The 24,911-nt window shown below is 65.3% G+C and carries 30 protein-coding genes; 10 read left to right on the top strand and 20 right to left on the bottom strand.

All coding sequences use genetic code 11. The annotated features are described in order from the left end of the window. Positions 1–76: 76 nt before the first annotated feature. Genes B5D38_RS16515 through uraH form a run of 7 tightly spaced genes read right to left on the bottom strand, consistent with a single transcriptional unit; the run spans position 77 to position 8,780 of the window. On the bottom strand, positions 77–1,003 hold the full coding sequence (locus B5D38_RS16515) for an ABC transporter permease (RefSeq protein WP_078709543.1): 927 nt from the start codon (positions 1,001–1,003) through the stop codon (positions 77–79). After that, complete coding sequence (locus B5D38_RS16520) at positions 1,000–2,118, bottom strand: ABC transporter permease (protein WP_078709544.1); 1,119 nt, start codon at positions 2,116–2,118, stop codon at positions 1,000–1,002. The genes B5D38_RS16515 and B5D38_RS16520 overlap by 4 nt, the downstream gene beginning before the upstream one ends. After that, positions 2,108–3,664, bottom strand: a complete 1,557-nt coding sequence (locus B5D38_RS16525) for an ABC transporter ATP-binding protein (protein ID WP_078709545.1) — start codon at positions 3,662–3,664, stop codon at positions 2,108–2,110. The genes B5D38_RS16520 and B5D38_RS16525 overlap by 11 nt, the downstream gene beginning before the upstream one ends. A 37-nt stretch (positions 3,665–3,701) precedes the next feature. After that, entirely contained in the window at positions 3,702–4,571 is an 870-nt protein-coding gene (gene xdhC / locus B5D38_RS16530; RefSeq protein WP_078709546.1) for a xanthine dehydrogenase accessory protein XdhC, read from the bottom strand. Beyond that, entirely contained in the window at positions 4,568–6,961 is a 2,394-nt protein-coding gene (gene xdhB, locus B5D38_RS16535; RefSeq protein ID WP_078709547.1) for a xanthine dehydrogenase molybdopterin binding subunit, read from the bottom strand. The genes xdhC and xdhB overlap by 4 nt, the downstream gene beginning before the upstream one ends. Next, positions 6,961–8,412, bottom strand: a complete 1,452-nt coding sequence (gene xdhA, locus B5D38_RS16540) for a xanthine dehydrogenase small subunit (protein WP_078709548.1) — start codon at positions 8,410–8,412, stop codon at positions 6,961–6,963. Before xdhA ends, xdhB begins: the two co-directional genes overlap by 1 nt. Before the next feature lie 2 nt (positions 8,413–8,414). Continuing rightward, entirely contained in the window at positions 8,415–8,780 is a 366-nt protein-coding gene (gene uraH, locus B5D38_RS16545) for a hydroxyisourate hydrolase (protein WP_078709549.1), read from the bottom strand. Positions 8,781–8,904: 124 nt separating this feature from the next. On the opposite strand from uraH, the gene B5D38_RS16550 reads away from it, so the two are divergent. Beyond that, positions 8,905–9,579, top strand: coding sequence for an HAD family hydrolase (locus B5D38_RS16550; protein ID WP_078709550.1), 675 nt, complete (start codon positions 8,905–8,907; stop codon positions 9,577–9,579). A 28-nt stretch (positions 9,580–9,607) separates the two neighbouring features. Here B5D38_RS16550 and B5D38_RS16555 read toward each other — a convergent pair whose 3' ends face one another. Next, a complete protein-coding gene (locus B5D38_RS16555; RefSeq protein ID WP_078709551.1) occupies positions 9,608–10,342 on the bottom strand; it encodes a metallophosphoesterase in 735 nt (244 codons plus the stop codon). Between the two features lie 236 nt (positions 10,343–10,578). On the opposite strand from B5D38_RS16555, the gene puuE reads away from it, so the two are divergent. From puuE to B5D38_RS16585, 6 genes are all read left to right on the top strand, one after another. Beyond that, positions 10,579–11,982, top strand: a complete 1,404-nt coding sequence (puuE, locus tag B5D38_RS16560; RefSeq protein ID WP_245319313.1) for an allantoinase PuuE — start codon at positions 10,579–10,581, stop codon at positions 11,980–11,982. Further along, the gene (gene alc, locus B5D38_RS16565; RefSeq protein WP_078709553.1) at positions 11,979–12,998 is read left to right on the top strand and encodes an allantoicase; all 1,020 of its coding nucleotides are present in this window, start codon (positions 11,979–11,981) and stop codon (positions 12,996–12,998) included. The genes puuE and alc overlap by 4 nt, the downstream gene beginning before the upstream one ends. Next, complete coding sequence (locus B5D38_RS16570) at positions 12,998–13,498, top strand: ureidoglycolate lyase (protein ID WP_078709554.1); 501 nt, start codon at positions 12,998–13,000, stop codon at positions 13,496–13,498. The genes alc and B5D38_RS16570 overlap by 1 nt, the downstream gene beginning before the upstream one ends. Positions 13,499–13,625: 127 nt before the next feature. Further along, positions 13,626–13,997 carry a DUF2019 domain-containing protein gene (locus B5D38_RS16575; protein ID WP_078709555.1) on the top strand — a complete coding sequence of 124 codons (372 nt, stop codon included), beginning with the start codon at positions 13,626–13,628 and terminating at the stop codon, positions 13,995–13,997. A 111-nt stretch (positions 13,998–14,108) separates the two neighbouring features. Further along, on the top strand, positions 14,109–14,489 hold the full coding sequence (locus B5D38_RS16580; protein ID WP_078709556.1) for a DUF2019 domain-containing protein: 381 nt from the start codon (positions 14,109–14,111) through the stop codon (positions 14,487–14,489). A 144-nt stretch (positions 14,490–14,633) separates the two neighbouring features. Further along, positions 14,634–15,005 carry a DUF2019 domain-containing protein gene (locus B5D38_RS16585; RefSeq protein ID WP_078709557.1) on the top strand — a complete coding sequence of 124 codons (372 nt, stop codon included), beginning with the start codon at positions 14,634–14,636 and terminating at the stop codon, positions 15,003–15,005. Positions 15,006–15,141: 136 nt separating this feature from the next. Here the strand turns inward: B5D38_RS16585 and B5D38_RS16590 are convergent, their stop codons facing one another. The 6 genes from B5D38_RS16590 to ureC all read right to left on the bottom strand — a co-directional run bounded on the left by B5D38_RS16590 (position 15,142) and on the right by ureC (position 20,135). After that, entirely contained in the window at positions 15,142–16,098 is a 957-nt protein-coding gene (locus tag B5D38_RS16590; RefSeq protein WP_078709558.1) for an aldo/keto reductase, read from the bottom strand. Between the two features lie 199 nt (positions 16,099–16,297). After that, on the bottom strand, positions 16,298–16,927 hold the full coding sequence (ureG, locus tag B5D38_RS16595; RefSeq protein ID WP_078709559.1) for an urease accessory protein UreG: 630 nt from the start codon (positions 16,925–16,927) through the stop codon (positions 16,298–16,300). Continuing rightward, the gene (locus tag B5D38_RS16600) at positions 16,924–17,583 is read right to left on the bottom strand and encodes an urease accessory protein UreF (RefSeq protein ID WP_245319309.1); all 660 of its coding nucleotides are present in this window, start codon (positions 17,581–17,583) and stop codon (positions 16,924–16,926) included. Before B5D38_RS16600 ends, ureG begins: the two co-directional genes overlap by 4 nt. Continuing rightward, positions 17,580–17,861, bottom strand: coding sequence for a YrhK family protein (locus tag B5D38_RS16605; protein ID WP_078709560.1), 282 nt, complete (start codon positions 17,859–17,861; stop codon positions 17,580–17,582). Before B5D38_RS16605 ends, B5D38_RS16600 begins: the two co-directional genes overlap by 4 nt. Before the next feature lie 63 nt (positions 17,862–17,924). Beyond that, complete coding sequence (locus tag B5D38_RS16610; RefSeq protein ID WP_078709561.1) at positions 17,925–18,371, bottom strand: urease accessory protein UreE; 447 nt, start codon at positions 18,369–18,371, stop codon at positions 17,925–17,927. Positions 18,372–18,422: 51 nt separating this feature from the next. Beyond that, entirely contained in the window at positions 18,423–20,135 is a 1,713-nt protein-coding gene (gene ureC, locus B5D38_RS16615; RefSeq protein WP_078709562.1) for an urease subunit alpha, read from the bottom strand. A 181-nt stretch (positions 20,136–20,316) separates the two neighbouring features. On the opposite strand from ureC, the gene B5D38_RS16620 reads away from it, so the two are divergent. Continuing rightward, complete coding sequence (locus B5D38_RS16620) at positions 20,317–20,709, top strand: hypothetical protein (RefSeq protein WP_078709563.1); 393 nt, start codon at positions 20,317–20,319, stop codon at positions 20,707–20,709. A 270-nt stretch (positions 20,710–20,979) separates the two neighbouring features. After that, entirely contained in the window at positions 20,980–21,282 is a 303-nt protein-coding gene (locus B5D38_RS22090) for a hypothetical protein (protein WP_131829942.1), read from the top strand. A gap of 31 nt (positions 21,283–21,313) precedes the next feature. Here the strand turns inward: B5D38_RS22090 and B5D38_RS16630 are convergent, their stop codons facing one another. Continuing rightward, positions 21,314–21,619 (bottom strand): urease subunit beta, encoded by a 306-nt coding sequence (locus B5D38_RS16630; protein WP_078709631.1) that lies wholly within the window; start codon positions 21,617–21,619, stop codon positions 21,314–21,316. A 220-nt stretch (positions 21,620–21,839) separates the two neighbouring features. Between B5D38_RS16630 and B5D38_RS16635 the strand changes: the two genes are divergently transcribed. Further along, positions 21,840–22,082, top strand: a complete 243-nt coding sequence (locus B5D38_RS16635) for a hypothetical protein (RefSeq protein ID WP_131829943.1) — start codon at positions 21,840–21,842, stop codon at positions 22,080–22,082. On the opposite strand, the gene B5D38_RS16640 is transcribed toward B5D38_RS16635, so the two are convergent. The 5 genes from B5D38_RS16640 to B5D38_RS16660 form a co-directional block, all read right to left on the bottom strand. Next, on the bottom strand, positions 22,072–22,587 hold the full coding sequence (locus B5D38_RS16640; protein WP_078709566.1) for a GNAT family N-acetyltransferase: 516 nt from the start codon (positions 22,585–22,587) through the stop codon (positions 22,072–22,074). The genes B5D38_RS16635 and B5D38_RS16640 overlap by 11 nt on opposite strands. Further along, a complete protein-coding gene (locus tag B5D38_RS16645) occupies positions 22,584–22,853 on the bottom strand; it encodes a YjhX family toxin (protein WP_078709567.1) in 270 nt (89 codons plus the stop codon). The genes B5D38_RS16640 and B5D38_RS16645 overlap by 4 nt, the downstream gene beginning before the upstream one ends. Positions 22,854–23,049: 196 nt before the next feature. Beyond that, on the bottom strand, positions 23,050–23,604 hold the full coding sequence (locus B5D38_RS16650) for an HD domain-containing protein (protein WP_078709568.1): 555 nt from the start codon (positions 23,602–23,604) through the stop codon (positions 23,050–23,052). Further along, the gene (locus B5D38_RS16655) at positions 23,604–23,906 is read right to left on the bottom strand and encodes an urease subunit gamma (RefSeq protein WP_078709569.1); all 303 of its coding nucleotides are present in this window, start codon (positions 23,904–23,906) and stop codon (positions 23,604–23,606) included. Before B5D38_RS16655 ends, B5D38_RS16650 begins: the two co-directional genes overlap by 1 nt. A 27-nt stretch (positions 23,907–23,933) precedes the next feature. Continuing rightward, positions 23,934–24,776 (bottom strand): urease accessory protein UreD, encoded by an 843-nt coding sequence (locus B5D38_RS16660; protein WP_078709632.1) that lies wholly within the window; start codon positions 24,774–24,776, stop codon positions 23,934–23,936. Between the last annotated feature and the right edge of the window lie 135 nt (positions 24,777–24,911).

The following is a 24,911-nucleotide window of genomic DNA, read 5'->3' on the forward strand; positions in this document are numbered from 1 at the left end:
TTGCTCCTCGATCCTGTTGGTCATCGGCTCCACCGCCTCGCCTCTTTCGGCGAAAGACGAGCGCGGGCGGGCCCGATCATGCGCTTGCCCGGAAGGGCTTTCCGAGACAGGCGGGTGCCGCGTTCTTGATGCTGCGGCGCCCCGCCGAGATCATCACCAGCACCGCGATGGTGGCGAGATACGGCAGGCTGGACATGAATTCGGGCGCCAGCGCCGAGAGGCCGGCCGCCTTGGCCTGAAGCTCCAGCGTGATCACGGCGCCAAAGAGATACGCGCCGGCGGCGAGCCGCCCAGGCCGCCAGGAAGCAAAGACCACGAGCGCGATGGCGATCCAGCCGCGTCCCGCCGTCAGGCGCTCCGCCCACATCGGCGTCACGACCAGCGAATAGAAGGAGCCGGCAAGGCCCGCCATGGCTCCGCCGAAGAGGATGGCAAGCGCCCTCACCTTCAGGACCGGATAGCCGATGGAATGGGCCGCGTCGTCCGACTCGCCGACAGCGCGCAGGATAAGGCCCGAGCGGCTGTGCTTCAGGAACCACCAGACGGCGAGCGTCATCAGGAGCGCGATATAAACCAGCGGCGAGTGGCCGAAGATGAGGCGCCAATAGGGATCGTCCGCCAGGGCATCGGGAAAGATCGGCCCGAGGCGCGTCGTCGTGATGCCTACATAGGGCGCACCGGCAAGCGCCGAGATGCCGGTGCCGAAGATGGTCAGCGCCAATCCCGTCGCCACCTGATTGGAGGCAAGGCCCAGCGTCAGCGCCGCGAAGATGCCGGAGGCGGCGGCGGCCGTCACCATGGAGGCGATAGCCCCGAGTGCGGGAGAGCCGGTGGTGACGGAGACGGCGAAAGCCGTGACCGCACCGATCAGCATCATGCCCTCGACGCCAAGGTTGAGGACACCGGACTTTTCGACGACGAGTTCGCCGAGGGCCGCCAGAAGCAGCGGCGTCGCGGCCGCCGCCACCGTCATCAGGATGGAGACGAGGATCGCCGCGTTCATGCCGCCCTCTCCGTGTTGCGGGTCGCCGGTTCGGAGGATACGCGCTGCGAGCGCGCCGTAGTCCGGTTGACGACGCGGTAGCGCACCAGAACGTCGGCCGCGAGGAGGAAGAACAACATCATCGCCTGGAAGACGCCGACGGCGGCCGAAGGCAGGCGGATCGCCGTCTGCGCGCTCTCGCCGCCGACATAGGTGAGCGCGAGGACGAGCGCCGCCATGAGAATGCCGAACGGGTGAAGCCGGCCGAGGAAGGCAACGATGATCGCCGTATAGCCGTAGCCGGTGGGAAAGCCCGGCGTCATCTGGCCGAACGGGCCGGCCGCCTCGAGAACGCCGGCAAGGCCCGCGAGGCCGCCGCCGATCAGCATTGCTGTCCACACCGTCCGGCTCTCCTGAAAGCCGCCATAGCGCGCGGCCATCGGCGCCATTCCGAAGACGCGCATCTGAAAGCCGGCGACGGTCCGCACCACCAGGAACCAGATCACCAGGGCCAGCACCCCCGCGATCGGCACGCCAAGATGGATCAGCGTTCCGGGAACGACCTTGGGCAGCGTCTGCCAGTCGGTGAACAGCACCGTCTGGGGAAAGTTGAAGCCCTCCGGGTCCTTCCAGGGGCCGCGCGTCAGATAGTACAGAAGCTGAAGCGCAACGTAGTTCAGCATCAGGCTCGACAGGATTTCGTTGACGGAGAAGCGCGTCTTCAGGACTGCCGGCACTGCCGCATAGGCCATGCCGCCCAGAATGCCGGCGAGGATCATCGCCGGCAGGATCCAGTATCCCGACATCTCGTATGTCAGGAGCGCGACGCCCGTGCCCGCGAGACCGCCGACGACGTACTGGCCCTCGGCGCCGATGTTCCAGACATTGGCGCGAAAGCCGATCGAGAGCCCGAGCGCGATCATCGCCAGCGGCGCGGCCTTCACCAGAAGGTCCTGCCAGCGATAGGGATTGAATAATGGCTCGACGAAGATCTTCATGACAGCGCCGATGCCGTCATAGCCGAGCAGCGTGAACAGCGCGGCGCCGACGACCAGGGTCGTCACCACGGCGATCGCCGGCGAAGCGAAGACCATCAGCGTCGACGGTTCGCGCCTTGCCTCGAGCCTAAGCACCATGATGCGTGATCCCCTCGGCCGGCGCCGCACTTGCCGGCTTCTTCTTGCCATGCACCCCGCCCATCAGCAGGCCGAGCTCCTCGATGGAGACGGTGGCGATGTCCATCGCCGCCGAAAGATGACCCTCATTGATGACGGCGATGCGATCCGACAGCGCCAGAAGCTCGTCGAGGTCCTGGCTGATCAGGACGATGGCGGAGCCGGACGCCGCCAGATCCACCATGGCCTGCCGGATGAAGCTCGCCGCTCCGGCGTCCACGCCCCAGGTCGGCTGGGCGACGAGGAGCACCGCCGGCTCCTGCATGATCTCGCGGCCCATGACGTATTTCTGCAAGTTGCCGCCGGAAAGACTTCCCGCCATCCCCCTCGCGCCCGTCGCCTTCACCGAAAAGGCGGATATGACCGAGGAGGCGAATTCGCGTGCCGCGCTCCGACGCAGCAGCCCCTTCGCGGCCAGCGCCTTGCGGGTGCGCGCCGAGAGGATGGCGTTCTCGGCAAGGGACATGCCCGGCACGGCCGCATGTCCGTTTCTCTCCTCGGGCACACTGGAGAGCCCGGCGCGCCGTCGCCCGGTGACGCCGGTGTCCGTGATGTCCCGGCCGTCGATGACAATGCGCCCGCGCATGCCGCGCCGCTGCTCGCCCGAGAGTGCCGCCAGAAGCTCGTTCTGGCCATTGCCGGCAACGCCAGCAATGCCGAAGATTTCGCCGGCCGACACTTCGAAGGAAATGTCGTTGAGGCTGGTGCCGAACGGCGGCTCGCCCGGCACGGACAAATTCTCGACGGTGAAGCGCACCTGACCGACGGTTCGCCCGTCCCTGCCCTCAATATCCTTGAGATTGCCGCCGATCATCATCTCGGCCATCGAGCGCGCCGTCTCCTTGGCGGGATCGCACGTCGCCACCACGCGGCCGCCGCGCATGATCGTGGCGCGGTCGCACAGGGCTTTGATCTCCTCGAGCTTGTGCGAGATGTAGAGGATCGAGCAGCCCTCGCTGGCGAGCTGGCGCAGCGTCTTGAACAGCTCCTCCACCTCCTGCGGCGTCAGCACCGAGGTCGGCTCGTCCATGATGAGGAGCTTCGGCTTCTGCAAAAGCGCGCGCACGATCTCGATTCGCTGGCGCTCGCCCACCGAAAGCGTATGGACGTCGCGGTGCGGGTCGAGCGCGAGATTGTAGCTGTCCAGAACCCTGCGCACCTCCGCCTCGAGCTGGCGTCGCGCTGGCGGATGATCCATGCCGAGGGCTATATTCTCCAGGACCGTCATCGCCTCGAACAGCGAGAAGTGCTGGAAGACCATGCCGATGCCCAGCGCCCGCGCCTCACGCGGCGAGCCGACCTGCGCTTCGCGCCCGTCGAAGGTGATCTGGCCGCTATCGGCCTGGAGCACGCCATAGATGATCTTGACCAGCGTCGACTTGCCGGCGCCGTTTTCGCCGAGAAGAGCATGAATCTCCCCCGGCTGGACGGCAAAGGATATGGCGTCATTGGCAAGGACGCCGGGAAAACGCTTGGTAATGCCCAGGAGCTCGATACGCGGCAGCATGGGTGGCGGCTAAATCCCTTGGGCCGGCGGTGGAGGGCTAGCCGGCAGCGGCACTATTGCATCCGGCGGGTGCCGCTGCCAAGCGATCAGTCACAATTTCCTGTTGACGCAAAAGCAGGCAGCTGGTCATTTCGGCGGCAGCCAGAGCGGCGATCACAGCCGGACGCTTGTCCTTTACCGAACTCCCCCCGATAGGCAAGGTCAAGCGCGAGATTGATTCCCCAAGATCACCGCGAACGAGATGGCGGCGGAACTGCTCCCGCTTCGTCGCAGAGCCGATCATGCCGACATAGGCTGCGTCGCCACGCCTCAGCGCGGCCTCGGCGATGAGAAAATCGAGCGCGTGGTCGTGGGTCATCACCGCATAAGCAGCGTGGGCAGGCGCCTCCCCGACCAGCGACTCGGGAAGCGCGGCGACGTGCGTCTCAACCTCTGACGGAAGACCAGCGAGCATCTCCGCCCGGGTATCGATGAGAGAGATCCGAAATGGCAGCAGCGCCAGCGCTTGCGCCAGCGCCCGCCCGACATGCCCCGCGCCGAAGATGAGGATGGACGGCCGCGCGGCCGCTTCCTCCGCCTGACGCCGCTCCAGTCTCGCCAGACAAGCGCCGTCCGCAACGGAAAGGTGCAGGCTGACCCAGCCGCCACAGCACTGGCCGAGTTCCGGCCCCAGCGGCAGCTCCATGATCTCGTCCGGACGACCGTCCGCCAGCATCACCAGAGCCGCATCGATCGCCCGGAACTCAAGCGCGCCGCCGCCGATCGTCCCGGCAATTCCTCGCGGTGTCACGAGCATCAGCGCCCCCGCCTCGCGCGGGGTCGAACCTTTGATCTCGGCGATCTCCACGAGAGCTGCCGGTTCACCAGCGGCAAGGCTGCCGCGCAGCAGGGCGATTAGGTCGCTCACCGCCCCCGCACCGCTTCCACCGCCATGAGGACGCGCTCGGGCGTCGCCGGTGCGTCGAGATCGGGAAAGACGCGGTAGTCGCCCGCAGCGCAGACCGCGTCGGTCAAGGCCGAGAAGGCGGAGATCGCCAGCATGAAAGGCGGCTCGCCCACCGCCTTGGAGCGATAGATCGTCGGCGAGGGATTGCGCCCCTTCTCCCAGATGCGGATGGAAAAATCGTCCGGGCGGTCGTTGGCGGTCGGGATCTTGTAGGTGGAGGGCGCGTGGGTCATCAGCGCGCCCTTGTCGTTCCACCACAGCTCCTCCGTCGTCAGCCAGCCGAGGCCCTGGATGAAGCCGCCCTCGATCTGGCCCTTGTCGAGCGCCGGGTTCAGCGACTGCCCAACGTCGTGGAGGATGTCGACGCGAAGAAGCCGGTGCTCCCCCGTCAGCGTGTCGATCACGACTTCCGAGCAGCCCGCGCCATAGGCGAAGTAGAAGAACGGCGTGCCGGAGGCCGTCTCGCGGTCATAGGTGATGCCGGGCGTTGCATAGAAGCCCGTGGAAGAGAGCGAGACGCGGGCGAGATAGGCCTCACCGACCAGATCCTCGAACCGCTTCTCCATATTGCCGATGCGCACGCGGCCGGGGAGGAAGACGACCTGCTCTGCCGACACATTGTAGCGCGAGGCGGCATAGTCGATCAGCCGGCCCTTGATCGTCCGCGCGGCCGCCTGCGCCGCCATGCCGTTGAGGTCCGAGCCAGAGGAGGCGGCGGTGGCCGAGGTGTTCGGGACCTTGGCCGTGGTTGTCGAGGTGATCTTGATCCGTTCGATATCGATCTGCAGCTCCTCGGCCACCACCTGGGCGACCTTGGTGAAGAGCCCCTGGCCCATCTCCGTGCCGCCATGGTTCAGGTGGACCGACCCGTCCTTGTAGATGTGGACGAGAGCGCCGGCCTGATTGAGATGCGACGTCGTGAATGAAATGCCGAACTTCACCGGCGTCAGCGCCAGCCCCTTCTTGAGGATCGGGTTCGCCGCGTTGAAGGCGCGCACCTCCCGCCGGCGGGCACGATAATCGCACGAGGCTTCCAGTTCCTCGACGATCTCCTCGATCACGCTATCGGAGACGCTCATATGGTAAGGCGTCACGCCCGATCCGTCAGCCGGATAGAAGTTCGCCTTCCGCACATCCAGCGGGTCGAGCCCCGCCTCGAAGGCAACACGGTCCATCACCCGCTCGATGCCAACCATGCCCTGCGGCCCGCCGAAGCCGCGAAACGCCGTGTTGGAGACGGTGTGGGTCTTCAGCCGGCGCGAATGAATGCGTGCCGCCGGCAGTTTATAGGCATTGTCGGCATGGAACATCGCCCGGTCGGCAATGGCGGCCGAAAGGTCGGAGGAATAGCCGCAGCGCACGAAATGGTCGAAGGCGACGGCCTGAAGCCTGCCACCCTCGTCAAAGCCGACGTCATAGTCGACGCGCACCTCGTGGCGCTTGCCGGTCATCACCATGTCGTCGTCGCGGTCGAGCCGGCACTTGGCGGGGCGCCCGGTCTTCAGCGCCACGAGCGCCGCAACGCAGCCGAAGAGCGCCGGCTGACTTTCCTTGCCGCCGAAGCCGCCGCCCATGCGCCGGACCTCCACCGTAACCGCATGGTCCGGCACGCCCAGCATCTTGGCGACGTTGTGCTGCACTTCCGAGGGATGCTGGGTGGAGGAGCGCACGATAACATCGCCGTCCTCCTGGGGGATGGCGACGGCGATCTGACCCTCGAGATAGAAGTGGTCCTGCCCGCCGACCTCGACGCGCCCCCTGATGCGCTTCGGCGCGCCCGCCAGCGCCGCATCGGCATCGCCGAGCCGCATGGTGTGGGACGGCAGGAGGTCCCGGCCCTCGGCCTCGGCGTGAGCGATCGCCTCGTCGATCGTGATCCCCGCCGGCAGATCCTCATAGTCGACGACGGCGAGGGCGGCGGCGCGGCGCGCCTGATCCAACGTTTCGGCGGCCACCGCAAAGAGTGGCTGACCGATGTAGAAGACAAATCCGTCGGCGAAGATCGGATCGTCCCCCATCACCGGCGAATAGTCGTTCTGGCCGGGGATATCGGCCGCCGTGAGCACGGCCACGACGCCCGGCGCCCGGCGCGCCACATCCAGATCGAGAGAGACAATGCGCGCGTGCGCGCGGCTCGACATGGCGATGTAGACCTGCAGCGTTCCGGGCAGTTCCGGCTCGTCGTCGATGTAGCGAGCCATCCCAGAGACGTGCCGGGCGGCGCTGTCGTGGGGCAGAGTCTTATGAACCCCGCCCCGAATGTCAGAGGGCTGCGCGGGCGACTTCTCGTGAAGCTCCTTCAGCGAGGGCTCGCCGGCCGGGCCCCGGTCCTGGATGCGGGTTTCGTCCATCAGGCGAACTCCCGCGCCAGGGAAACCCGCGCCGGCGGATTGTCCCGCAACTCCATCTCAAACCGGCGGATGAGATTCTCCGCAACCTTGAGGCGATAGGCGGACGACGCCCGCATGTCGGTGAGAGGCGCAAAATCCTCTGCGAGGGCCGCCGCGGCTCGATCCGCCGCCGCCGCGTCGAAGGGTTGCCCGACCAGCGCCGCCTCCGCCGCCGCCGCGCGTTTCGGCGTTGCCGCCATGCCGCCGAAGGCAAGGCGCACCTCGCTGACGACGCCGTCCTCGAATGTCAGGAGGAAGGCCGCCATTACGGCCGAGATGTCGGAGTCGAAGCGCTTGGAAACCTTGTGGGCAAAATAACGCTGGTTGTCCTCCAGCGTCGGCACCTCGACGGCGGCGACGAACTCGCCCGGCGCGCGATCCTGGCGGCCATAGGCGATGAAGAAATCCTCCAGCGGCACGCTACGCGCCGTCTCTCCCTTGCGCAGATGCAGCCGGGCGCCCAGCGCGATCAGCGCCGGTGGCAGGTCGCCGATCGGCGAGCCGTTGGCAATGTTGCCGCCAACCGTGCCGGCATTCCGGATCTGATAGCCGGCAAAGCGCCGCATCATCTCGCCGAGGTCTCGATGAACCTCCGCCAGATGGCTGGCAGCCTCGCGGTGGGTGACGGCGGCGCCGATATAGATCCGGCCGGGGCCGGCCTCGATATGGCGTAGGTCCTCGACCCGTGAAACGTCGATCAGCACCGGCAGGTCGCGATGCTGCTTCGTCACCCAAAGGCCCACGTCGGTCGCGCCGGCAACCAGCCGCGCATCAGGACGGGAGGCGTAGAGATCCGCCAACTCGTCGGCATGGCGCGGTGCACACCAGGCACCGCCGGCCGCTTCGTAGTGGAACATCTCGCCGCCGAGCAGCGCGACGAGCCGTTCGGCCAGCGCCGCATCCTCGGCGCGCGTGTCCGGCACCGGCCTCGCGGCGAGATCGAGCCCTGCATCCACGATCGGCCCGTAGCCGGTGCAGCGGCAGAGATTTCCGGCAATGACGTCCTTCACCGACTGGCGATCGGTGAGCGCGCCCGTCAGCCACGCGCCGTAGAGCTGCATGACGAAGCCCGGCGTGCAGAAGCCGCACTGGCTGGCGTGATTCTCGACCATCGCGGCCTGAAGCGGATGGAGCCCGCCGCGCCCGAGATATTCGACCGTCTCGATCGCCCGGCCATGAAGCGAGGGGATGAACTGGATGCACGCATTGACTGCCCGGCGCCTGAGGCCGCCGACGCCGTCAGGCTCGGCGAGGAGCACGGTGCAGGCGCCGCAATCGCCTTCTGCGCAGCCTTCCTTGGTGCCGGGAAGGCCAGCATGCTGCCTCAGATAGGCGAGGATGGTCGTGGTCGGCGCAAGGCCCGCGATGGCGCGCTCTTCGCCGTTCAGAATGAAGCGGATCGGCTCGGCCATGATCACGAGCCCCGGTAGGTGGAATAGCCGAACGGCGAGAGCAGCAGCGGCACGTGATAGTGCGTCGGCTCCGCCAGCCCGAAGCGGATGACCACCTCGTCCAGGAACTTCGGCTGCGGAAGGAAAAGGCCAAGACGGTCGAAATAGGTCCCGGCGGCGAAAACCAGCTCATAGACGCCCGGCAGGAACGACTCGCCCGCCAGAAGCGGGCTGTCGCAGCGCCCATCCGCATTGGTCACGGCATCCACCACTTTCGCGCGCTGTTCGCCCTCGACGCGCCAAAGCGCCAGCGAAAGATTCGCAGCCGGCCGGCCGAGGCTGGTATCGAGAACATGGGTGGTGAGTTTCGCCGTTTCCTTGGGCGTCATTCGAGAGCCTTGATTCCTGACCACAGAGCCGATCACCATGCACCGCGCGACGGCGTGGCGTAAAGCCTCTCCCTGCCCAGCCTCGGCGCGCTATCATTCCCCCGTGACAATTGGAGGACCATCCATGCGCACCGCGCCGGCTTTTCTCTTCGACCTCGACGGCACCCTCGTCGACAGCGTTTACCAGCATGTTCTCGCCTGGCAGGATGCCCTCGACGCCGAGGGCATGGAAATCTCCGTCTGGCGCATTCACCGCAAGATCGGCATGAGCGGCGGGCTCTTCACCGAGCAGCTGCTACGCGAGACGGGCGAGCCCATCACCGAGGAAAAAGGCGAGCGGCTGCGCCACCTCCACGCGCAGGCGTACGGGCGCTATGCCGACAAGGTGCGTGCCCTGCCCGGCTCGAAGGCGCTTCTCGCGGCGCTTGACCAGGCTGGCCTTAAATGGGCGATCGCCACCTCCGGGCGGATGGAGACGGCGAAGTACAATCTCGAGCGTCTCGACGTCGATCCGGCCAAGGCCGTCGTCGTGACGCGCGACGAGGTGAAGTACGCCAAGCCCGACCCAGATCTCTTCGTCGCGGCGGCCGAAAAGCTCGACGTGCCGATCGAGAGCTGCCTCGTCATCGGCGATTCAATCTGGGATCTCCTCGCCGCCCAGCGCTGCCGGGCGCTCGGCGTCGGGCTGCTCTCCGGCGGCTATGGCACCGAGGAACTGGAGCGCGCCGGCGCGTTCCGTGTCTATGAGGACCCGGCAGATCTGCTCGCCCATCTGGACGAGGTCGGCGGACGCCAATGATCGCTTCCGACAGCCGCCGCGCCACGGTTCAAACGGCGACGTGGTGGCTGACAAGTTCGCAGCCATCCAGTCTATGAACCATGAGCATTGGCGGTTCGCCGATGGTCGGCACGCTTACCCCACCGAACCAAAGCGGATTGGCGGGGCAGATCGAACCACAGACATGCACAGGAACACCGGCGATCATGCCCGACATCGGCCGATGCACATGGCCACATGAGATGGCGAGCGGCTTGCAAGAACATTGGCGAAGCAGATCGCGGAGTGCCTCAGCCCCCTGTGCCATCGATTCGTCGAGCGGTGCAATGCCGCTTGGAAAGAGGTGATGGTGTGAAAAAACCAGAGACGCACGCGGCGCTGAATCGGTCAGGACATCTTCCAGCCAGCCCAAATGCGGAGAGACATCGCCCCCTGATGTGGCGCTGAGGGTCGCGTCCACCCCGACAAGAAGCAGGTCACTTAGATCGGCGGCGAAGTGCATGGCATTGGCACATTCGACGGAACCAAAGCGCCTCGCAAACACGCCCCGCATGGCGTCACCATCGTCGGAGTTGCCGGGCAGAAGCAGAACCGGGCAGCACAGCGTGTCGAAGCGTGCTGAAATTTCCCTGTAGCCGTCGGTCCACCCTTCGTCGATCAGATCACCCGAGACGACCAGCGCATCCAGCGCAACGTCACCGAGCCACGACAAGGCGCGGTCCAACCTCGAAATGTTCCCGTTGCCAGGCGCGGCGTGAATATCGGAGATCTGCGCTACGATCATCGGACCCTCTGAAGCATCCTCAGCGTGCGATACAGCATATGACCGCACATCGGCTTGCGGCGAAAGGGGGGCGCTTTTACTGTGCCTCGCGGAAAACGCCGCCTGGCCGCCGGGCGCGTCGTCTCGGCAACACCCGCTTCCTCATGACTGGCTGAAGGCCACGTGTCATGAAGTGGCGGAAGGCGTCGAGCCTGTTTGGAAAGAAGCCCGATTTGACCAATCGCACCCCTCGCGACATGCGCGGCTACGGCCGCAATCCGCCCCATCCGCACTGGCCAGGCGACGCGAATATATGCGTCCAGTTCGTCGTCAATTACGAGGAAGGCGGCGAGAGCTCGATCCTCGACGGCGATCCGGCCTCCGAATCGCTGCTGTCGGAGATCGTCGGGGCGCAGCCCTGGCCGGGGCAGCGCAACCTCAACATGGAGTCGCTCTACGAATACGGCTCGCGCGCCGGCTTCTGGCGGCTGTGGCGGCTCTTCACCGAGCGCACCATGCCGGTGACGGTCTATGGCGTCACGGCAGCGCTGGAGCGCAACCCCGAGGCGGTCGCCGCCATGCAGGAGGCCAATTGGGAGATTGCCAGCCACGGCCTGCGCTGGCTCGAATACAAGGATTTTGCCGAAGAGGTGGAGCGCCAGCACGTCCTCGACGCGGTGCGCATCCATACGGCGGTGACGGGCACCCGCCCCCTCGGCATCTATCAGGGCAAGCCTTCGGACCACACGCTGAAGCTGGTGATGGAGGAAGGCGGCTTCGAATATTCCTCCGATTCCTATGCCGACGACCTGCCCTATTGGGTCGAGGGCCCAAAGGGCCCGCATCTGATCATTCCCTATACGCTCGACACCAACGACATGCGATTTGCCACGCCCCAGGGCTTCAACTCGGGCGACCAGTTCTTCACCTATCTGAAGGATGCCTTCGACCTGCTCTATGCCGAGGGCGAGGCGGGCCACCCCAAGATGCTGAATGTCGGGCTGCACTGCCGCCTGGTCGGCCGTCCGGCGCGCGCCGCCGCTCTTGCCCGCTTCCTCGATTACGTCCAAGCCCACGAAAAGGTGTGGGTGGCGCGGCGCATCGATATCGCGCGCCATTGGCGCGAGCACTTTCCCTATTCGCCGGGGCTTCAACCCAGCCGGATGGACCGCGAGACCTTCCTCGACACCTTCGGCGGCGTCTTCGAGCATTCGCCCTTCATCGCCAACCGAGCCTATGAGCGCGGCCTTAGCGCGGCGCACGACACGCCGACGGGTCTGTCGGGTGCGCTCAACGCCGCCTTCCGCCTGTCGAGCCGGGAGGAGAAGCTGGCGGTGCTGAAGGCCCACCCCGATCTCGCCGGCAGGCTGGCGCTGGCCGGCGACCTCACCACCGCGTCGAAGGCCGAACAGAGTTCGGCAGGGCTCGACCGCCTGACGCCGGAGGAACTCGCCCGCTTCCAGGCCCTCAATACCCGCTATGTCGAAACATTCGGCTTCCCGTTCATCGTGGCGGTGAAGGGCAAGCCGAAGGAGGCGATCCTTTCCCTGTTCGAGACGCGCGTCGAAAACACACCCGAGGCGGAGTTCTCGACCGCGCTGCGCGAGGTCGAGAAGATCGCGCGCCTTCGTATTGATACCATTTTCGGAGAAGCACAATGAGCGAAGCCTTTCTGACGGCCGAGCCGCTTGCCGAAGCCGACGCTCTCCTGAAGCGCTTCGTCGACCTCGCCCATCCCCGCCTCGGCACGAAGATGACGTTCGCCACGGACGATTTCTTCGCCGACAAGAACCGGCTCATCAATCCCGCGCCGGCCATCTTCATCCCCGGCAAGTACGACGATCACGGCAAGTGGATGGACGGCTGGGAATCGCGTCGCAAGCGCACACCCGGCCACGACTGGGCGGTCGTCAGGCTCGGCCAGCGCGGCATGATCCACGCCGTCGATATCGACACGTCGTTCTTCACCGGCAATTTTCCGCCCGAGGCCGAGCTTCTCGCCGCCGATACGGACGCGGAGCCCGGCGAAACGGATTGGCGGGTGATCGTGCCGCGCACGGCGCTCAAGGGCGACAGCCACAATCTCTTCGAGGTGTCGGAAGGCGCCCCCTTCCGCTGGCTGCGCCTCAACATCTTCCCGGATGGCGGCATCGCGCGCCTTCGCGTCTTCGGCCTCGTCGCCAAGGATTGGAACGCCGTGCCTGCCGATGAGACGCTCGATCTCGTCGCGCTGGAGAATGGCGGCACGGCCATCGCCTGGAACGATGCCCATTACGGCGCTCCCGCCAACATGCTGGCGCCGGGGCGCGGCGCCGACATGGGCGACGGCTGGGAAACGGCGCGGCGCCGCCGGCCCGGCAACGACTGGTGCGTGTTGAAGCTCGGCCACCCCGGCACGATCGAAAGGGTGCGCATCGACACCGCCCACTTCAAGGGCAACTATCCCGACCGCTTCTCGCTACGCGCGGTCCGTCTCGACGCCGATCCCTCTCCCGAAACGATCGAGGAGGCGAGCGCCGCCTGGCCGCTTCTGGTGCCTCAGACGCGCCTCTCGGCGGATGCGATCCTCGACATTCCCGAGCTCTTCCCGCTGGGTCCCGTCAGCCACGTGCGTCTCGACATCTTCCCCGATGGCGGCGTCTCGCGCCTCCGCCTCTTCGGCCAGAAAGCCGGCTGATGAAAGAGCCCCGGACGATCCGAGCGGCGCCGCTGACCAGCGCCGCCTTCGCCCCCTTTGGCGACGTGATCGAGGCGGACAATGCCCGCGAGATCCGCCTCATCAACAAGGGCACGACGACGCGCTTTCACGACGTGGCGAGCGTCGACGTGACGGCGGGCGGCGGAAGCGCCCTCATCTCGATCTTCCGGGGCAAGCCGTTCCGCCTGCCCTTCGAGGTGAGGATGATGGAACGCCACCCGTTCGGCAGCCAGGCGTTCTTCCCCATGAGCGAGCGGCCCTATCTCGTGGTCGTCGCACCGGACGAGAGCGGGCGCCCCGGCGCTCCCCTCGCCTTTCTCGTGACGGAAAAACTCGGCGTGAACTACGCGAGGAACGTCTGGCATCACCCGCTGATCGCCCTCGAAGACGTCTCGGATTTTCTGGTGGTCGATCGCGGCGGCCCCGGCGCCAATCTCCAGGAGGCGTTCTATCCCGAGCCCTGGTGGGCGGAGGCTTAAGGTCTGCCCTTCCCATTGCTCGATGGGTCGGCTCTCGATTTCCGCAGCGGGGCGATCCTCTTCGCAGCGTTTAGCGACGCGTCACGCTGGGGCTTGATGTCCTTCGACAACTCGGAGTGTTGAAGCCATGAGACCTTTTAATCCTGCTAAAGCCACGACAGAAGAACTCGTCGATTATTTTGCCGAACTCGGCCTTTTGCAAGAGCAGGCGGAAATCATGTCCAACCAATCAAAAATCAACCGCGTTGTCCGGCGGCGCTTTGAAGTTGTTAAAGAACTCAAGTCTCGAGATGGTGACGCACTTCGGCTGCTCATCCGCTACTATGACCACCAATGCGCACAGGTGCGACTGAACGCAGCGACTGCAACACTTGCCCTTTTTCCTGAAGCCGCGCGACGCAAGATCCAGGAAATCGCAGAGTGGGAAGCAGGGCCGGTCGCTCTAGAAGCGAGTATGCGTCTTCATGCTCTAGACGAGGGGATATTTCATCCGGTGTAGATTAAATCTACGATATATTTTGCGCATGGTACGGAGCACCATCGGAAAGAGCTGGGAAGAGAGAATGGCACTCGGTCTTGAGCGCCTGATCCAGGAAGGACTCCTCAAGCCATGAGCTCATTGTCTCTCAAGCACCTCGATAGTGCGACAGTGGAAGAGTTGCTCGAAGACTATATCCGCGTGAGTCTCCGTCAGCATGATTTCAGTCTGGACGGCGATTTCCACGCATTCAATGCGACAGTGCCGCGCCAGATCGCTCTCGAGGCCGAGTTGAAGCGACGCGACGGGGATCAGCGCCGAGCGCTGTTGAGGCTGTTCGACCATCCGAAGATGCAGGTTCAACTGAATGCCGCACGCGCGACTCGATCAGCGGCTCCCGAGGCGTCTCGTCGGAAACTGCAGGAGATTGCAGAATCGCGGTATTATCCCATGGCGGCCGACGCAGGCATGTCGCTTCATGCCTGGGATCAAGGCATTTGGAAACCCGATTGAATGTCGACGTTCCCTCTCGCTCTGCCGTTCCGGCTAAGAAGACATCTTGATCATCTTGGCGTAGGACGGCGATCCTCTTCGCAGCGCCTGGCGACGCTTCACGCTGGGGCCTGATGTCCTTCGACAGTTCGGAGTGTTGAAGCCATGAGATTTTTGAACACTGCTAAAGCCACGACGGAAGAACTCGTCGATTATTTTGCCGAACTCGGCCTTTCTCGGGAGCAGGCTGAAATCATGTCCGATCAAGCGGAACTCAACCGAGCAATTCGGCGGCGTTTTGACGTCGTAGCAGAGTTGAAGTCCCGCAAGGGAGATGCGCGGCGGCTTCTCATGCGCCACTTCGGCCACAAAAGTACATGGGTTCAACTTAACGCCGCAAAAGCGACCTTGGCCCTGTTCCCCGAAGCAGCGCGTCTCAAACTTTCGGAACTGGCCGAATGGGAGGCCGGCCCTGTTCGGGCAGGTGCCCGCGAGTTCCTGGAGGCATTCGATAACGGCAGCTATCGGCCTGAATAAGAGAAGAACGCAATTCCGGCTATCTTGTCTTCTGAGCATCCCCAATCCCGGGCCCATTCAGCGCCCGAGATTGGAGATTGATCTCGCCTATCGCACGTCGCGAAGGCTGACAGCGAAGAGCCAGCCCCTCAGCGCTCTACCGCAGCGCGCTCGCCTCGTTGAGCGTCTTCATGTCCTCGTCGGTCAGCTTCAAGGCCGCAGCCTTGGCGAAGCTCTCGACATGGGGCCGGCTCGTGGCGCTGGCGATTGGCGCGGTGACGCCGGGGCGCGCCATCAGCCAGGCGAGCGCAACCTCGGCCGGCTTGGCGTCATGTGCGGCACCGACATTGTCGAGCGCCGCAAGGATCGCCATGCCGCGATCGTCGAGATATTTCGCGATGCCCTCGCCGCGCTGCGATTTTCCGAGGTCCGCCTTGGAGCGGTATTTTCCCGAGAGGAAGCCGGAGGCGAGGCTGAAATAGGTGACGACGCCGATCCCCTCCTTCTGGCAAAGCTCGGCAAGCGCCCCGTCGAATTTCTCGCGCGCATAGAGATTGTATTCTGGCTGGAGAACCTCGTAGCGCGGCAAGCCCTTCTCCTTCGACACCTTCAGGGCCTCGCCAAGCTGGCGGGCGTCGAGGTTGGAAGCGCCGATGGCGCGCACCTTGCCCGCCTTGAGCAGCTTGTCGTAGGCGCCGAGCGTCTGCTCATAGGGCGTTTCGTCCGGCCAATGGGAGAAGTAGAGGTCGATCGCATCGGTCTTGAGGCGCGAGAGCGAATCCTCCACCGCCCGGACGATCCATTTCTCGCCAAGGCCCTTTTTTTCCGGCGCGCCCATGTCCGAGCCGACCTTGGTGAACACCTTGACCTTATCGCGCATGCCGGGGCGCGCGGCGAGCCAGTTTCCGATGATGGTCTCGGATTCGCCACCCTTGTTGCCCGGCACCCAGCGCGAATAGACGTCCGCCGTGTCGATGGCGTCGAAGCCGTGGTCGACGAAAGCATCGAGGATCTCGAAGCTCTTCTTCTCGTCGATGGTCCAGCCGAAGACATTGCCCCCGAAGACGAGGGGAGCGATCGACAGCCCGGTCTTTCCAAGCGCCCGCTTTTCCATGGCAGAATTCCTTTCGAGGTTTCGCGGCGCGCCGTCTCCATCGCCAAACGATGGCCGGCAGGCGTTGAGCGGTGAAGGCCCCGCGCTCCTCGCCGGGCCGTCCGCCTTGGCGGCGTGCTGCGTTATGTCTGAATCCGGCGTCGAAACGCCGCTCCTCTCACCTGTCGTGAGGGCAGCAGAATTCAAGGGAGCGCGGCGTTCACGCCCCCGCGACGACACGCGGCAGGCCGCCGGTTTCCGTCAGGAAATCCAGGATGCCGTCGATGCCCTTCAGGCGCGAGAGATCGGTGAAGATGGTGGGCAGCCCCGCCCGCCCCTTCTCGGCGTCACGCGCCATGCGCTCCAGGTCCGCGCCGACATAGGGCGCAAGATCGGTCTTGTTGACGATGAGAAGGTCCGAGCGGGTGATGGCCGGTCCACCCTTCCTCGGAATGTCGTCGCCCTGCGCCACCGAGATGACGTAGATCGAAAGATCCACCAGATCGGGCGAAAACGTCGCAGCGAGATTATCGCCACCTGATTCAACCAGAATCAAGTCAAGATCATCGTGAATCCGGTTCAAATCGCGAATGGCGGCGAGATTGATCGAGGCATCCTCGCGGATTGCGGTGTGGGGGCAGCCGCCGGTTTCGACGCCGATGATGCGGTCCGCCGGCAGCGCCTGAAGGCGGACCAGCGCCTCGGCGTCCTCCTTCGTATAGATGTCGTTGGTGACGACGGCGATGGACCATGTCTCGCGCGCGGCCTTGCAGAGCTTTTCGACCAGCGTCGTCTTGCCGGAGCCGACCGGGCCGCCGATACCGACGCGAAGGGGGCCGTTCTTCTTCATGAGCGGAAAATCCTGGGCGATTGTGTTTCGTGCCGCATGGCGGAGATTTCGGAGAAAAGCGCCGCCGAGCCGAGAGCATCAAGATCGGAATGCACAGCCTTGTCGGCCAGCTCGACCAGCGTCGGCTCCAAGCGCCGCAACAGCGCCACTGCCTGGCTCTGGCCCAACGGCACAAGACGTACCGCGGCCGCGACGAGATTGGCGGCGAATCCATGAGCGAAGGCCGCCAGCGCCTCGTCCAGCGCTAGCCCAAGCCGTCCCGCCAGTTGCCCCACGGCGACGGGATAGGCAACGGCCACGTCGCCATCGTCTGGCGAGGCCTCCCAGGGCCGCGAAGCTTGCCGGAAGGCCATGCCGAGACCGATGGTTTCCAGGCGCCGCTCGGCACTGCCCGACAGCGCGAGAGCCAACTCTCCCACCCCGGCGAGGCGCGCCTCGTCGCCCTCGGCGGCGGCGCGGTGCGCCTCGGCGAACAGGAGGAGATCGCACCAGCCGGTACCGTATCGCAGAAGCGTCTCGATCCAGTCCAGAACAGCGTCCGCATCGCCAACGACACGCGCGCGGACGGCATATTCCAGCCCATGCGAATAGGCGAAGGCGCCCACCGGAAAGGCCGGCGACATCAACGTCAGCAGCGGGATGAGCGAAGGACTCAAGAGCGGAAGCGCTTGGCCAAGGCGGAATAGTTGCCGACGACGAGATAGTGGAGCTCGCGGGCGATGCGCAACGTCGGCTTCAGCCCGAACAGGATGGAGCCGATGACGAAAAGCCAGGTGCCGGCGGTCTGTGTCGAATCCTTGAAGAAGAGGATCGAGCCGACGAGGAAAGCCATTGCGGCGGCGAAATCGACAATGGTGTAGGCGATCTCGTAGGCCGCGTAGATATCCTTCGTCTCAGAAGACTTGGTCGGATTGTCCGGCTTGAAGAGCTTCATCGAACGTCCTTCTCATCGTGTTCTGCATTCCGCCTTTCATGCATCGACGGTCCGGCACGAGGCTCAGTGGCTGTGCTCCGCCTCGCCATCATAGGCGCCGCCCTCGGGATCGAAGGCCGCATCGACCTCCAGGACCCGCGCGCCCAATCCTTCCAGCATCGTCTTCAACACCGGGTCGCGGCGAATGAACAGGCGCCTGCCCTCGATCGCCGCCGCCTGATGGCGGTTGCCGAGATGCCACGCGAGACGCAGCAGGTGGGCCGTGTCGTGGCCCTTCACCTCGTAGAGCGGTTCGGGCTTGGCCTTCACCTCGACAAAGCGGCCGTCGTCGAAGACGAGGGCGTCGCCATCACGCAGGCGCACCGCTTCAGGCAGATTAAGAAGAAAGGCGATGCCGCCATCCGTGACCATGGCCATGCGCCGGCGATGGCGCGCCGTCTCGTCCAGCGTGATCGTGTCGTCGGCCTTCGTCCATTCGCCTCGCCGAGCCACCGCCTCTGCCATGATCATGAAACGCCAATCCCCTTACGTATCAGCCACCAACGGGCGGCAGAAAAGTTTCTAGAACAGGAAATAGCGCTGGGCCATCGGCAGAATTTTGGCCGGCTCGCAGGTCAGCAATTCGCCATCCGCCCGCACCTCATAGGTTTCAGGGTCGACGTCGATCCTTGGCGTCGCGGAATTGTGGATCATCGCCGCCTTGGAGATGCCGCCGCGCGTGTTCCTGACCGCGACGAGCCCCTTTGCCAGGCCATAGCGCTTGCCAATCCCAGTATCGATCGCCGCCTGGGAGGTGAAGACGACGCTCGACGTCCGCACCGCCTGCCCGAAGGCGCCGAACATCGGCCGGTAGTGAACCGGTTGGGGCGTCGGGATCGAGGCGTTGGGATCGCCCATGGGCGCCGCCGCGATGACGCCGCCGAGCAGAACCATCGCCGGCTTGACGCCGAAGAAGGCCGGGTCCCACAGGACAAGATCGGCGCGCTTGCCGACCTCGATGGAACCGATCTCGTGGGCGATGCCATGGGCGATCGCCGGATTGATGGTGTACTTGGCGACGTAACGCTTCGCCCGGAAATTGTCGTTGTCGCCCGTCTCCTCGGGCAGCCGGCCGCGCTGGCGCTTCATCTTGTCGGCGGTCTGCCAGGTGCGGATGATCACCTCGCCGACCCGGCCCATGGCCTGGCTGTCGGACGCGATGATCGAGAAGGCGCCCATGTCATGGAGAATGTCCTCGGCTGCGATCGTCTCCTTGCGGATGCGGCTCTCGGCGAAGGCGATGTCCTCGGGGATGGAGGCGTCCAGATGGTGGCACACCATGAGCATGTCGAGATGCTCCTCCAGCGTGTTGACCGTGTAGGGCCGCGTCGGGTTGGTCGAAGACGGCAGGACGTTCTGGAAGCCGCAAACCTTGATGATGTCCGGCGCGTGCCCCCCGCCCGCTCCCTCGGTGTGAAAAGCGTGGATGGTGCGGCCCTTGAAGGCGTCGATGGTGTTCTCGACGAAGCCCGATTCGTTCAGCGTGTCGGTGTGAATCATCACCTGGACGTCGAAGTCGTCGGCGACCGAGAGGCAGCAGTCGATGGCGGCGGGCGTCGTTCCCCAGTCCTCATGAAGCTTCAGGGCGCAGGCGCCGGCGAGAATCTGCTCCTCGAGCGCCTTGGGCAGCGAGGCGTTGCCCTTGCCGGCGAAGGCGAGGTTCATCGGCAGGCCTTCCGCCGCGCCGATCATCTGGCGGATATGCCAGGGTCCGGGCGTGCAGGTGGTGGCCAACGTACCATGCGCCGGACCGGTGCCGCCGCCGAGCATGGTGGTGAGGCCGGAATAGAGCGCCTCCTCAACCTGCTGCGGGCAGATGAAGTGGATATGGCTGTCGAAACCGCCGGCCGTCAGGATCTTGCCCTCGCCGGCGATCGCCTCCGTACCGGGGCCGATGACGATTGTGACGCCCGGCTGCGTGTCGGGATTGCCGGCCTTGCCGATCGCCGCGATTCGCCCGTCCCTCAGGCCGATATCGGCCTTGTAGATGCCGGTATGGTCGAGAACGAGCACGTTGGTGATGACGGTGTCCACCGCGCCGTCGGCGCGGCTCGCCTGGCTTTGCCCCATGCCGTCGCGGATCACCTTGCCGCCGCCGAACTTCACCTCCTCGCCATAGATGGTGAAGTCGTTCTCCACCTCTATGAAGAGCTCGGTGTCGGCGAGGCGCACCCTGTCGCCCGTGGTGGGGCCGAACATGGCTGCGTAAGAGGCGCGAGAAATGGTGGCAGGCACTGGCAGGCTCTCCTCGGCTCATCAAAAAAGACCGAGCAGACCGGCGGCGGTCGCTGCGGTGCAGCAGACCATAGCGAGCGGCGGCTCGATTGTCTCGCATCCGACACTATATCTTTGAGTGAGATGGCCATGCCTATTGGCATGACCGCCGCAGAAATCGCGTGGGAAGGTCGATAAGAGCATGACGATCATTCATCGCGGCGTCAGCGCTCTTCTCCTTGCCGGATTGCTCGCCGACGCCGGAACAGCGCTGGCCCAGCCCTACACCGCCTTTCCCGGTCGCTCGGTTCCAGGCCCGGCGCTCGGCGGGGTTCCTGTTTTCAAGCCCGAGATCGTGGTTCAGCCCGAGCAGCGCCAACGCCTCATTGACGCGCGCCGCTTTCGCAATCAGGTGGGCGGCGATGAGGCGAGCGTGCCCCATCCGGTCGTGCCACGCCTGCCGGCGGGCGAGGACGAGATCAGGCTCAGGGCCACCAAAGGAAGCGGCAAGGTGGGTCCGGCCAATGCTGATGCGCTGGCGCGAAAAGGCGCGACAGGCGTCGGCGGCGGCCCCTATGTGAGGATCGATCGTTAGCCGCGACCAAATGGCGAACGCGTCTTCGACGCCGCCCGCCATAGATAGAATCGAAGAGCCCTTGAAGAGGCTCGCGAGGAAAGGAACCATACCATGATGAAAGCCGGCTTTGCCCTCGCATTCGCAATGGCCGTCGCATCCGCGGGCGCGGCTTCTGCGCAAACGTTGAATTCCCCAGCGCCGAGTTCGGGAGGTGTCGGCACCCAGCCGTCCGCAGGCGCTTCCGGCACGAGCATTCCGCGCATCGAAACGCCGGGAACGACGGGCGGAATGACAGCGCCGAACGGGGCCGTCGACGGCACCACGATCGGCACGGTTCCCCCGGCGGCAGGGCCGATCACGAATCGGGCTGTGACGGGAACTGTCGACCCGGCGATTGCCGGTCAGACCGGCCTGACCACACGCGGCTCCGGCTTCACCGACGGGCGAAATGCCGCCGCCGGCGAAACCTACATACGCGAGACAGGCTCGGTGACAGGCATGCCCCGCCCGCGCGTCGGCGTCGATCTCGATAAGATCCGCAACGCAATGGAAGCGGACACCGGCTCCTCACCTCCCCCTTCGGCTTGGTGATTCGGCCAGCGCACCACAAGTCGGCGCCCGGTCAGAGCGTGCCCATGACCTTCGCGTTGAAGCCGTAGACGGTCCGCAGGCCGCCGTAGGGAACGAGCTTGACCTCGCGCGTCTGCCCCGGCTCGAAGCGCACCGCCGTGCCGGCCGCGATGTCGAGCCGCATGCCCCGCGCCTTGTCGCGGTCAAAGGCCAGGGATGGGTTGGCCTCGGCGAAATGATAGTGCGAGCCCACCTGCACCGGCCGATCGCCGGTGTTGGAAACCTCGAGCGTCACGCTGGACGCGCCCTCGTTGAGGACGATCGAACCGTCCTTCGTGACAACCTCGCCTGGGATCATCGCGCCCATCCATCACCGATCTTCGTTGGAAAGAGAGCCAAGCGCGAACCGGCGGCAAATGCAAGACGACAGCGGTCGAGACGATCGTTCGAGTTTGAATGATCGCTTTCACGCAGCGCCAAGCGGCCTCGCCTATAAGGTTTCCACATCACGGGAGGGCGCCGACGAAAAGGCTTCACGAAGAAGCGCGCGGCCCTTTCCGCGAGAGGGGATGCAAGCAATGCCGTTTTTCCGTGCCGTCTTCCCGGCCGCGCTTTTCATGCTCGCCACTTTGTCCATGCCCGCTCCCGCCGGACGGAACGAACCGCTGATCATTCGCCAGGTGAAGATGGAGGGACTCGAGGCCCCCGCCTACTACTCGGCGCCGGACCACCGCTTCCTTTTTGTCGGGCGGTACGCGCCCGGCCTTGCTGCAGAGGCCGAGCGCATCGCCGATCTATCACAGGGAGCGGTCAGCCGATGACATCGGCCTCCGGCGCCACCGCGAACGCTGGATGAAAGCCCACCTCGCCGGACGGCATTCGATCTTGCAGAGGCAGGACGAGAACGAACGCCTCGGGAACGCCATCGACCACGACCGATGACACGGGGCGAAATCCGAAGCGACCGTAGAAAGCCGGATCGCCCACCAGCACGCATCCCTCGTCGCCCCGTTCGGCGAGACGCCTCAAGCCTTCCCTGACCAATGCGCTTCCGATGCCTTGCCGCTGGAAGCGCGGCTCGACGGCGATCGGTCCCATGGCGAGCCAACCCGCCCTTCCCCCGATGAGCGCGGGGGAAAAGGCGATCTGGCCGAGCAGGACGCCGTCCTCCTCGGCCACCAGCGATGGCGCCAACGCGCCGGCACGCCTGAGATCGGCAAGAAGGGTCGCCTCGTTGTGCCGACTATATGGCATCGTCCGAAACGCGCGGGCGACGAGCGCTCGCAGAAGAGCCGCATCGGACGCTTTTTCCTCGCGAATGATCATGCGCGTGTCTCCCGGTTGTCGCTTTGCGACCTGACGGCAACCCGCCCGAACCTCGAGATTCGGTAGGGGCTTCCATTCCTCGACTCGATCAAGCCTCGCCGTTTCAACCTGAAGAAGACGCCGAGCGAACAATCGGACAGGAGGTTCCCGTCCCGTGTCATGCATTCGATGGAGGTGATGCGCCGACCGTCGGCGCGGGTGTGGCGGATGTATCCGCCCTGGGCGAGCACGTGAAGAACACGCTGCTCGCCGCGCGAGATGTTCATTGCTGAGACTTTCATGCGGAATCGAAATCAAGCGCCATCCTCGCGCCGATGCGTCAAACACATCGGCCCGGCGCTGCTCCACGTTCCGCGCGCGGGCGGAACGTTAGAGGATTCCCGCAGTCTCCGGCATCAAACACCTGTTGGTCGCGGACCACCTGTCCGCGCTTTTTCTAATATTCCAAGGCTCTGCCTCGGGTCAATCCGCGTCCTCGTCCGCACCCCCGGCCGCCATCGCCCTCCGCCAAGCGCGGTCGAATTCGGCCTCCAGCGCGGCGTCAGTGCCGCGACAGACATCGACCACCGCGCGGCCCCAGTCGGCGTAGGCGAGGACGCGCTCCGGAGACCATCCCTCGGGCGCCTGGTTGGCGACCTCGGCGACATTGCTCGTCTTGTCGGCGATCTTGATCAGCTTGGCGCGCCATGACGCCCTAGCCGTATGCTCCACCTGCCGGCGGCGGCGCTCATCTTCGGCAAGGCCGGGCGGATCTGTCACTTCCATGACCACCGAGGCGACCTCCCCGCCGAAGCGCTCCTTGAGGAGCGCCTCGTCCACGCCCGTATCCTCCACCGTGTCGTGGAGCAGCGCGGCGATGACGGTCGTTGCGTCGAACGGCTCATGCCGAGCGCACAAGGCCGCGACCTCGGCGAGATGATTGACGTAGGGCTCGACGCCGTTCTTGCGCGTCTGCCCGCTGTGGACCTCGCAGGCGAGTTGCAGCGCCTCGATGACGAGCCGCGCCTCGGCCGACATCAGCGGATCGGCTCGTGAACGGTAACCAGCTTGCTGCCGTCGGGAAAGGTCGCTTCCACCTGAACGTCGGGGATCATCTCGGCGATGCCTTCCATGACCTGTTCGCGCGTGACCACATGGGCGCCCGCCTCCATCAGGTCGGCGACGGAGCGCCCATCTCTGGCACCCTCGACGACGAAGTCGGTGATCAGCGCCACCGCTTCCGGATAGTTCAGCTTGACGCCCCGCGCGAGGCGCTTTCTCGCCACCTCGGCGGCCATGGCGATGAGGAGCTTATCCTTCTCTCGTGGGGTCAGCTGCATCTGTCGTCCTTCGGAAGCTCGTCCTGATCAAATGGACCATACAGGGGGAAGCGCGCTCTCGGCCAGCGCCGAAAGAAGAGGAACGAGCGTCTTTCTCAACATATGGCCGCTCTCGGCAAGAAGGCGGACGACCAGAAGGCCGTCGAAGGCGCTTGCCCCGCCTGCCGCGCCGATAAGCGCGCGCACGCCCTCGAGGCGCGCCGAAACCTCGGGCTCATGCAGCAGCACCGTGGCGAACGCCCGCGCGCCGCCAAGCGTCGCGGCATGGCCCGCCAGCCCAAAAACGTCGCCCTGCAACGAAAGGTCGTCGGCGAACACCAGCCGGCCGTCGCGGCGGACGCGCCATCGATCTGCGAAGGAGCCGGAGGTCACGCTCTCGCCCATCATCTGGCGGCCGAGGACAGCGCTCTCCACCATCAGCAGTCGGCTGGTCGCCTCGATCTCGGCATCAAGGGTGCGGGCGATTCGGCCGCCATCGAAGAGGATCGTCTCCTGCGGCAGGAAGGAGAGCGCGGCGCGCGGCGCGACGACGAGACGCGTCGCGACCTGAGCGCGACCGGCGCTCGCCCGGTAGATGCGCTCGCAAGACTGGGTCGTGGCCGTGAGGGTTGCGCCTTCCTCCACACGAAACTCCTGTGTCAACCGGTCGCCGCCCGTTAGCCCCCCGGCGGTGTTGATGGCGACGGCTGTGAGGCCCGGCGCCGGCAATCGCGGAAAGCGCAGCTTGAGACAGCCTTCCTGATAAAGCCGCGACAGGCGGCTCTTTCCTTCGCGTTGATGGACGATAACGGCGGCACTTCCCCGCGCGCGCTGGAGTTCCGCAGAATAGGTTGATGCTGATTCGCCCGTTTCGGTCAGTGCCTCGTCCATGTCTCGCGGCTTGCCCTTCATTCGGCGTTTGAAGCTGCAGCAGTAGTGCCGATGCGTTCCCCGCTTGTCGAGCCCGCGGCTTTGCCGCACTATCGCGGCTCGAATGCGACGCGGCGGCGAGGCCAGAGACCGCCA

This window comes from Consotaella salsifontis (genome assembly GCF_900167365.1).
Taxonomy (GTDB): Bacteria; Pseudomonadota; Alphaproteobacteria; order Rhizobiales; family Rhizobiaceae; genus Consotaella; species Consotaella salsifontis.

Coding starts and splice junctions, on each gene's coding strand:
- B5D38_RS16515 (WP_078709543.1), bottom strand. CDS start 1,003: ATGAACGCGGCGATCCTCGTCTCCATCCTGATGACGGTGGCGGCGGCC.
- B5D38_RS16520 (WP_078709544.1), bottom strand. CDS start 2,118: ATGGTGCTTAGGCTCGAGGCAAGGCGCGAACCGTCGACGCTGATGGTC.
- B5D38_RS16525 (WP_078709545.1), bottom strand. CDS start 3,664: ATGCTGCCGCGTATCGAGCTCCTGGGCATTACCAAGCGTTTTCCCGGC.
- xdhB (WP_078709547.1), bottom strand. CDS start 6,961: ATGGACGAAACCCGCATCCAGGACCGGGGCCCGGCCGGCGAGCCCTCG.
- xdhA (WP_078709548.1), bottom strand. CDS start 8,412: ATGGCCGAGCCGATCCGCTTCATTCTGAACGGCGAAGAGCGCGCCATC.
- uraH (WP_078709549.1), bottom strand. CDS start 8,780: ATGACGCCCAAGGAAACGGCGAAACTCACCACCCATGTTCTCGATACC.
- B5D38_RS16550 (WP_078709550.1), top strand. CDS start 8,905: ATGCGCACCGCGCCGGCTTTTCTCTTCGACCTCGACGGCACCCTCGTC.
- B5D38_RS16555 (WP_078709551.1), bottom strand. CDS start 10,342: ATGATCGTAGCGCAGATCTCCGATATTCACGCCGCGCCTGGCAACGGG.
- puuE (WP_245319313.1), top strand. CDS start 10,579: ATGCGCGGCTACGGCCGCAATCCGCCCCATCCGCACTGGCCAGGCGAC.
- alc (WP_078709553.1), top strand. CDS start 11,979: ATGAGCGAAGCCTTTCTGACGGCCGAGCCGCTTGCCGAAGCCGACGCT.
- B5D38_RS16570 (WP_078709554.1), top strand. CDS start 12,998: ATGAAAGAGCCCCGGACGATCCGAGCGGCGCCGCTGACCAGCGCCGCC.
- B5D38_RS16575 (WP_078709555.1), top strand. CDS start 13,626: ATGAGACCTTTTAATCCTGCTAAAGCCACGACAGAAGAACTCGTCGAT.
- B5D38_RS16580 (WP_078709556.1), top strand. CDS start 14,109: ATGAGCTCATTGTCTCTCAAGCACCTCGATAGTGCGACAGTGGAAGAG.
- B5D38_RS16585 (WP_078709557.1), top strand. CDS start 14,634: ATGAGATTTTTGAACACTGCTAAAGCCACGACGGAAGAACTCGTCGAT.
- B5D38_RS16590 (WP_078709558.1), bottom strand. CDS start 16,098: ATGGAAAAGCGGGCGCTTGGAAAGACCGGGCTGTCGATCGCTCCCCTC.
- ureG (WP_078709559.1), bottom strand. CDS start 16,927: ATGAAGAAGAACGGCCCCCTTCGCGTCGGTATCGGCGGCCCGGTCGGC.
- B5D38_RS16605 (WP_078709560.1), bottom strand. CDS start 17,861: ATGAAGCTCTTCAAGCCGGACAATCCGACCAAGTCTTCTGAGACGAAG.
- B5D38_RS16610 (WP_078709561.1), bottom strand. CDS start 18,371: ATGATCATGGCAGAGGCGGTGGCTCGGCGAGGCGAATGGACGAAGGCC.
- B5D38_RS16620 (WP_078709563.1), top strand. CDS start 20,317: ATGACGATCATTCATCGCGGCGTCAGCGCTCTTCTCCTTGCCGGATTG.
- B5D38_RS22090 (WP_131829942.1), top strand. CDS start 20,980: ATGACAGCGCCGAACGGGGCCGTCGACGGCACCACGATCGGCACGGTT.
- B5D38_RS16630 (WP_078709631.1), bottom strand. CDS start 21,619: ATGATCCCAGGCGAGGTTGTCACGAAGGACGGTTCGATCGTCCTCAAC.
- B5D38_RS16635 (WP_131829943.1), top strand. CDS start 21,840: ATGCCGTTTTTCCGTGCCGTCTTCCCGGCCGCGCTTTTCATGCTCGCC.
- B5D38_RS16640 (WP_078709566.1), bottom strand. CDS start 22,587: ATGATCATTCGCGAGGAAAAAGCGTCCGATGCGGCTCTTCTGCGAGCG.
- B5D38_RS16645 (WP_078709567.1), bottom strand. CDS start 22,853: ATGAACATCTCGCGCGGCGAGCAGCGTGTTCTTCACGTGCTCGCCCAG.
- B5D38_RS16650 (WP_078709568.1), bottom strand. CDS start 23,604: ATGTCGGCCGAGGCGCGGCTCGTCATCGAGGCGCTGCAACTCGCCTGC.
- B5D38_RS16655 (WP_078709569.1), bottom strand. CDS start 23,906: ATGCAGCTGACCCCACGAGAGAAGGATAAGCTCCTCATCGCCATGGCC.
- B5D38_RS16660 (WP_078709632.1), bottom strand. CDS start 24,776: ATGGACGAGGCACTGACCGAAACGGGCGAATCAGCATCAACCTATTCT.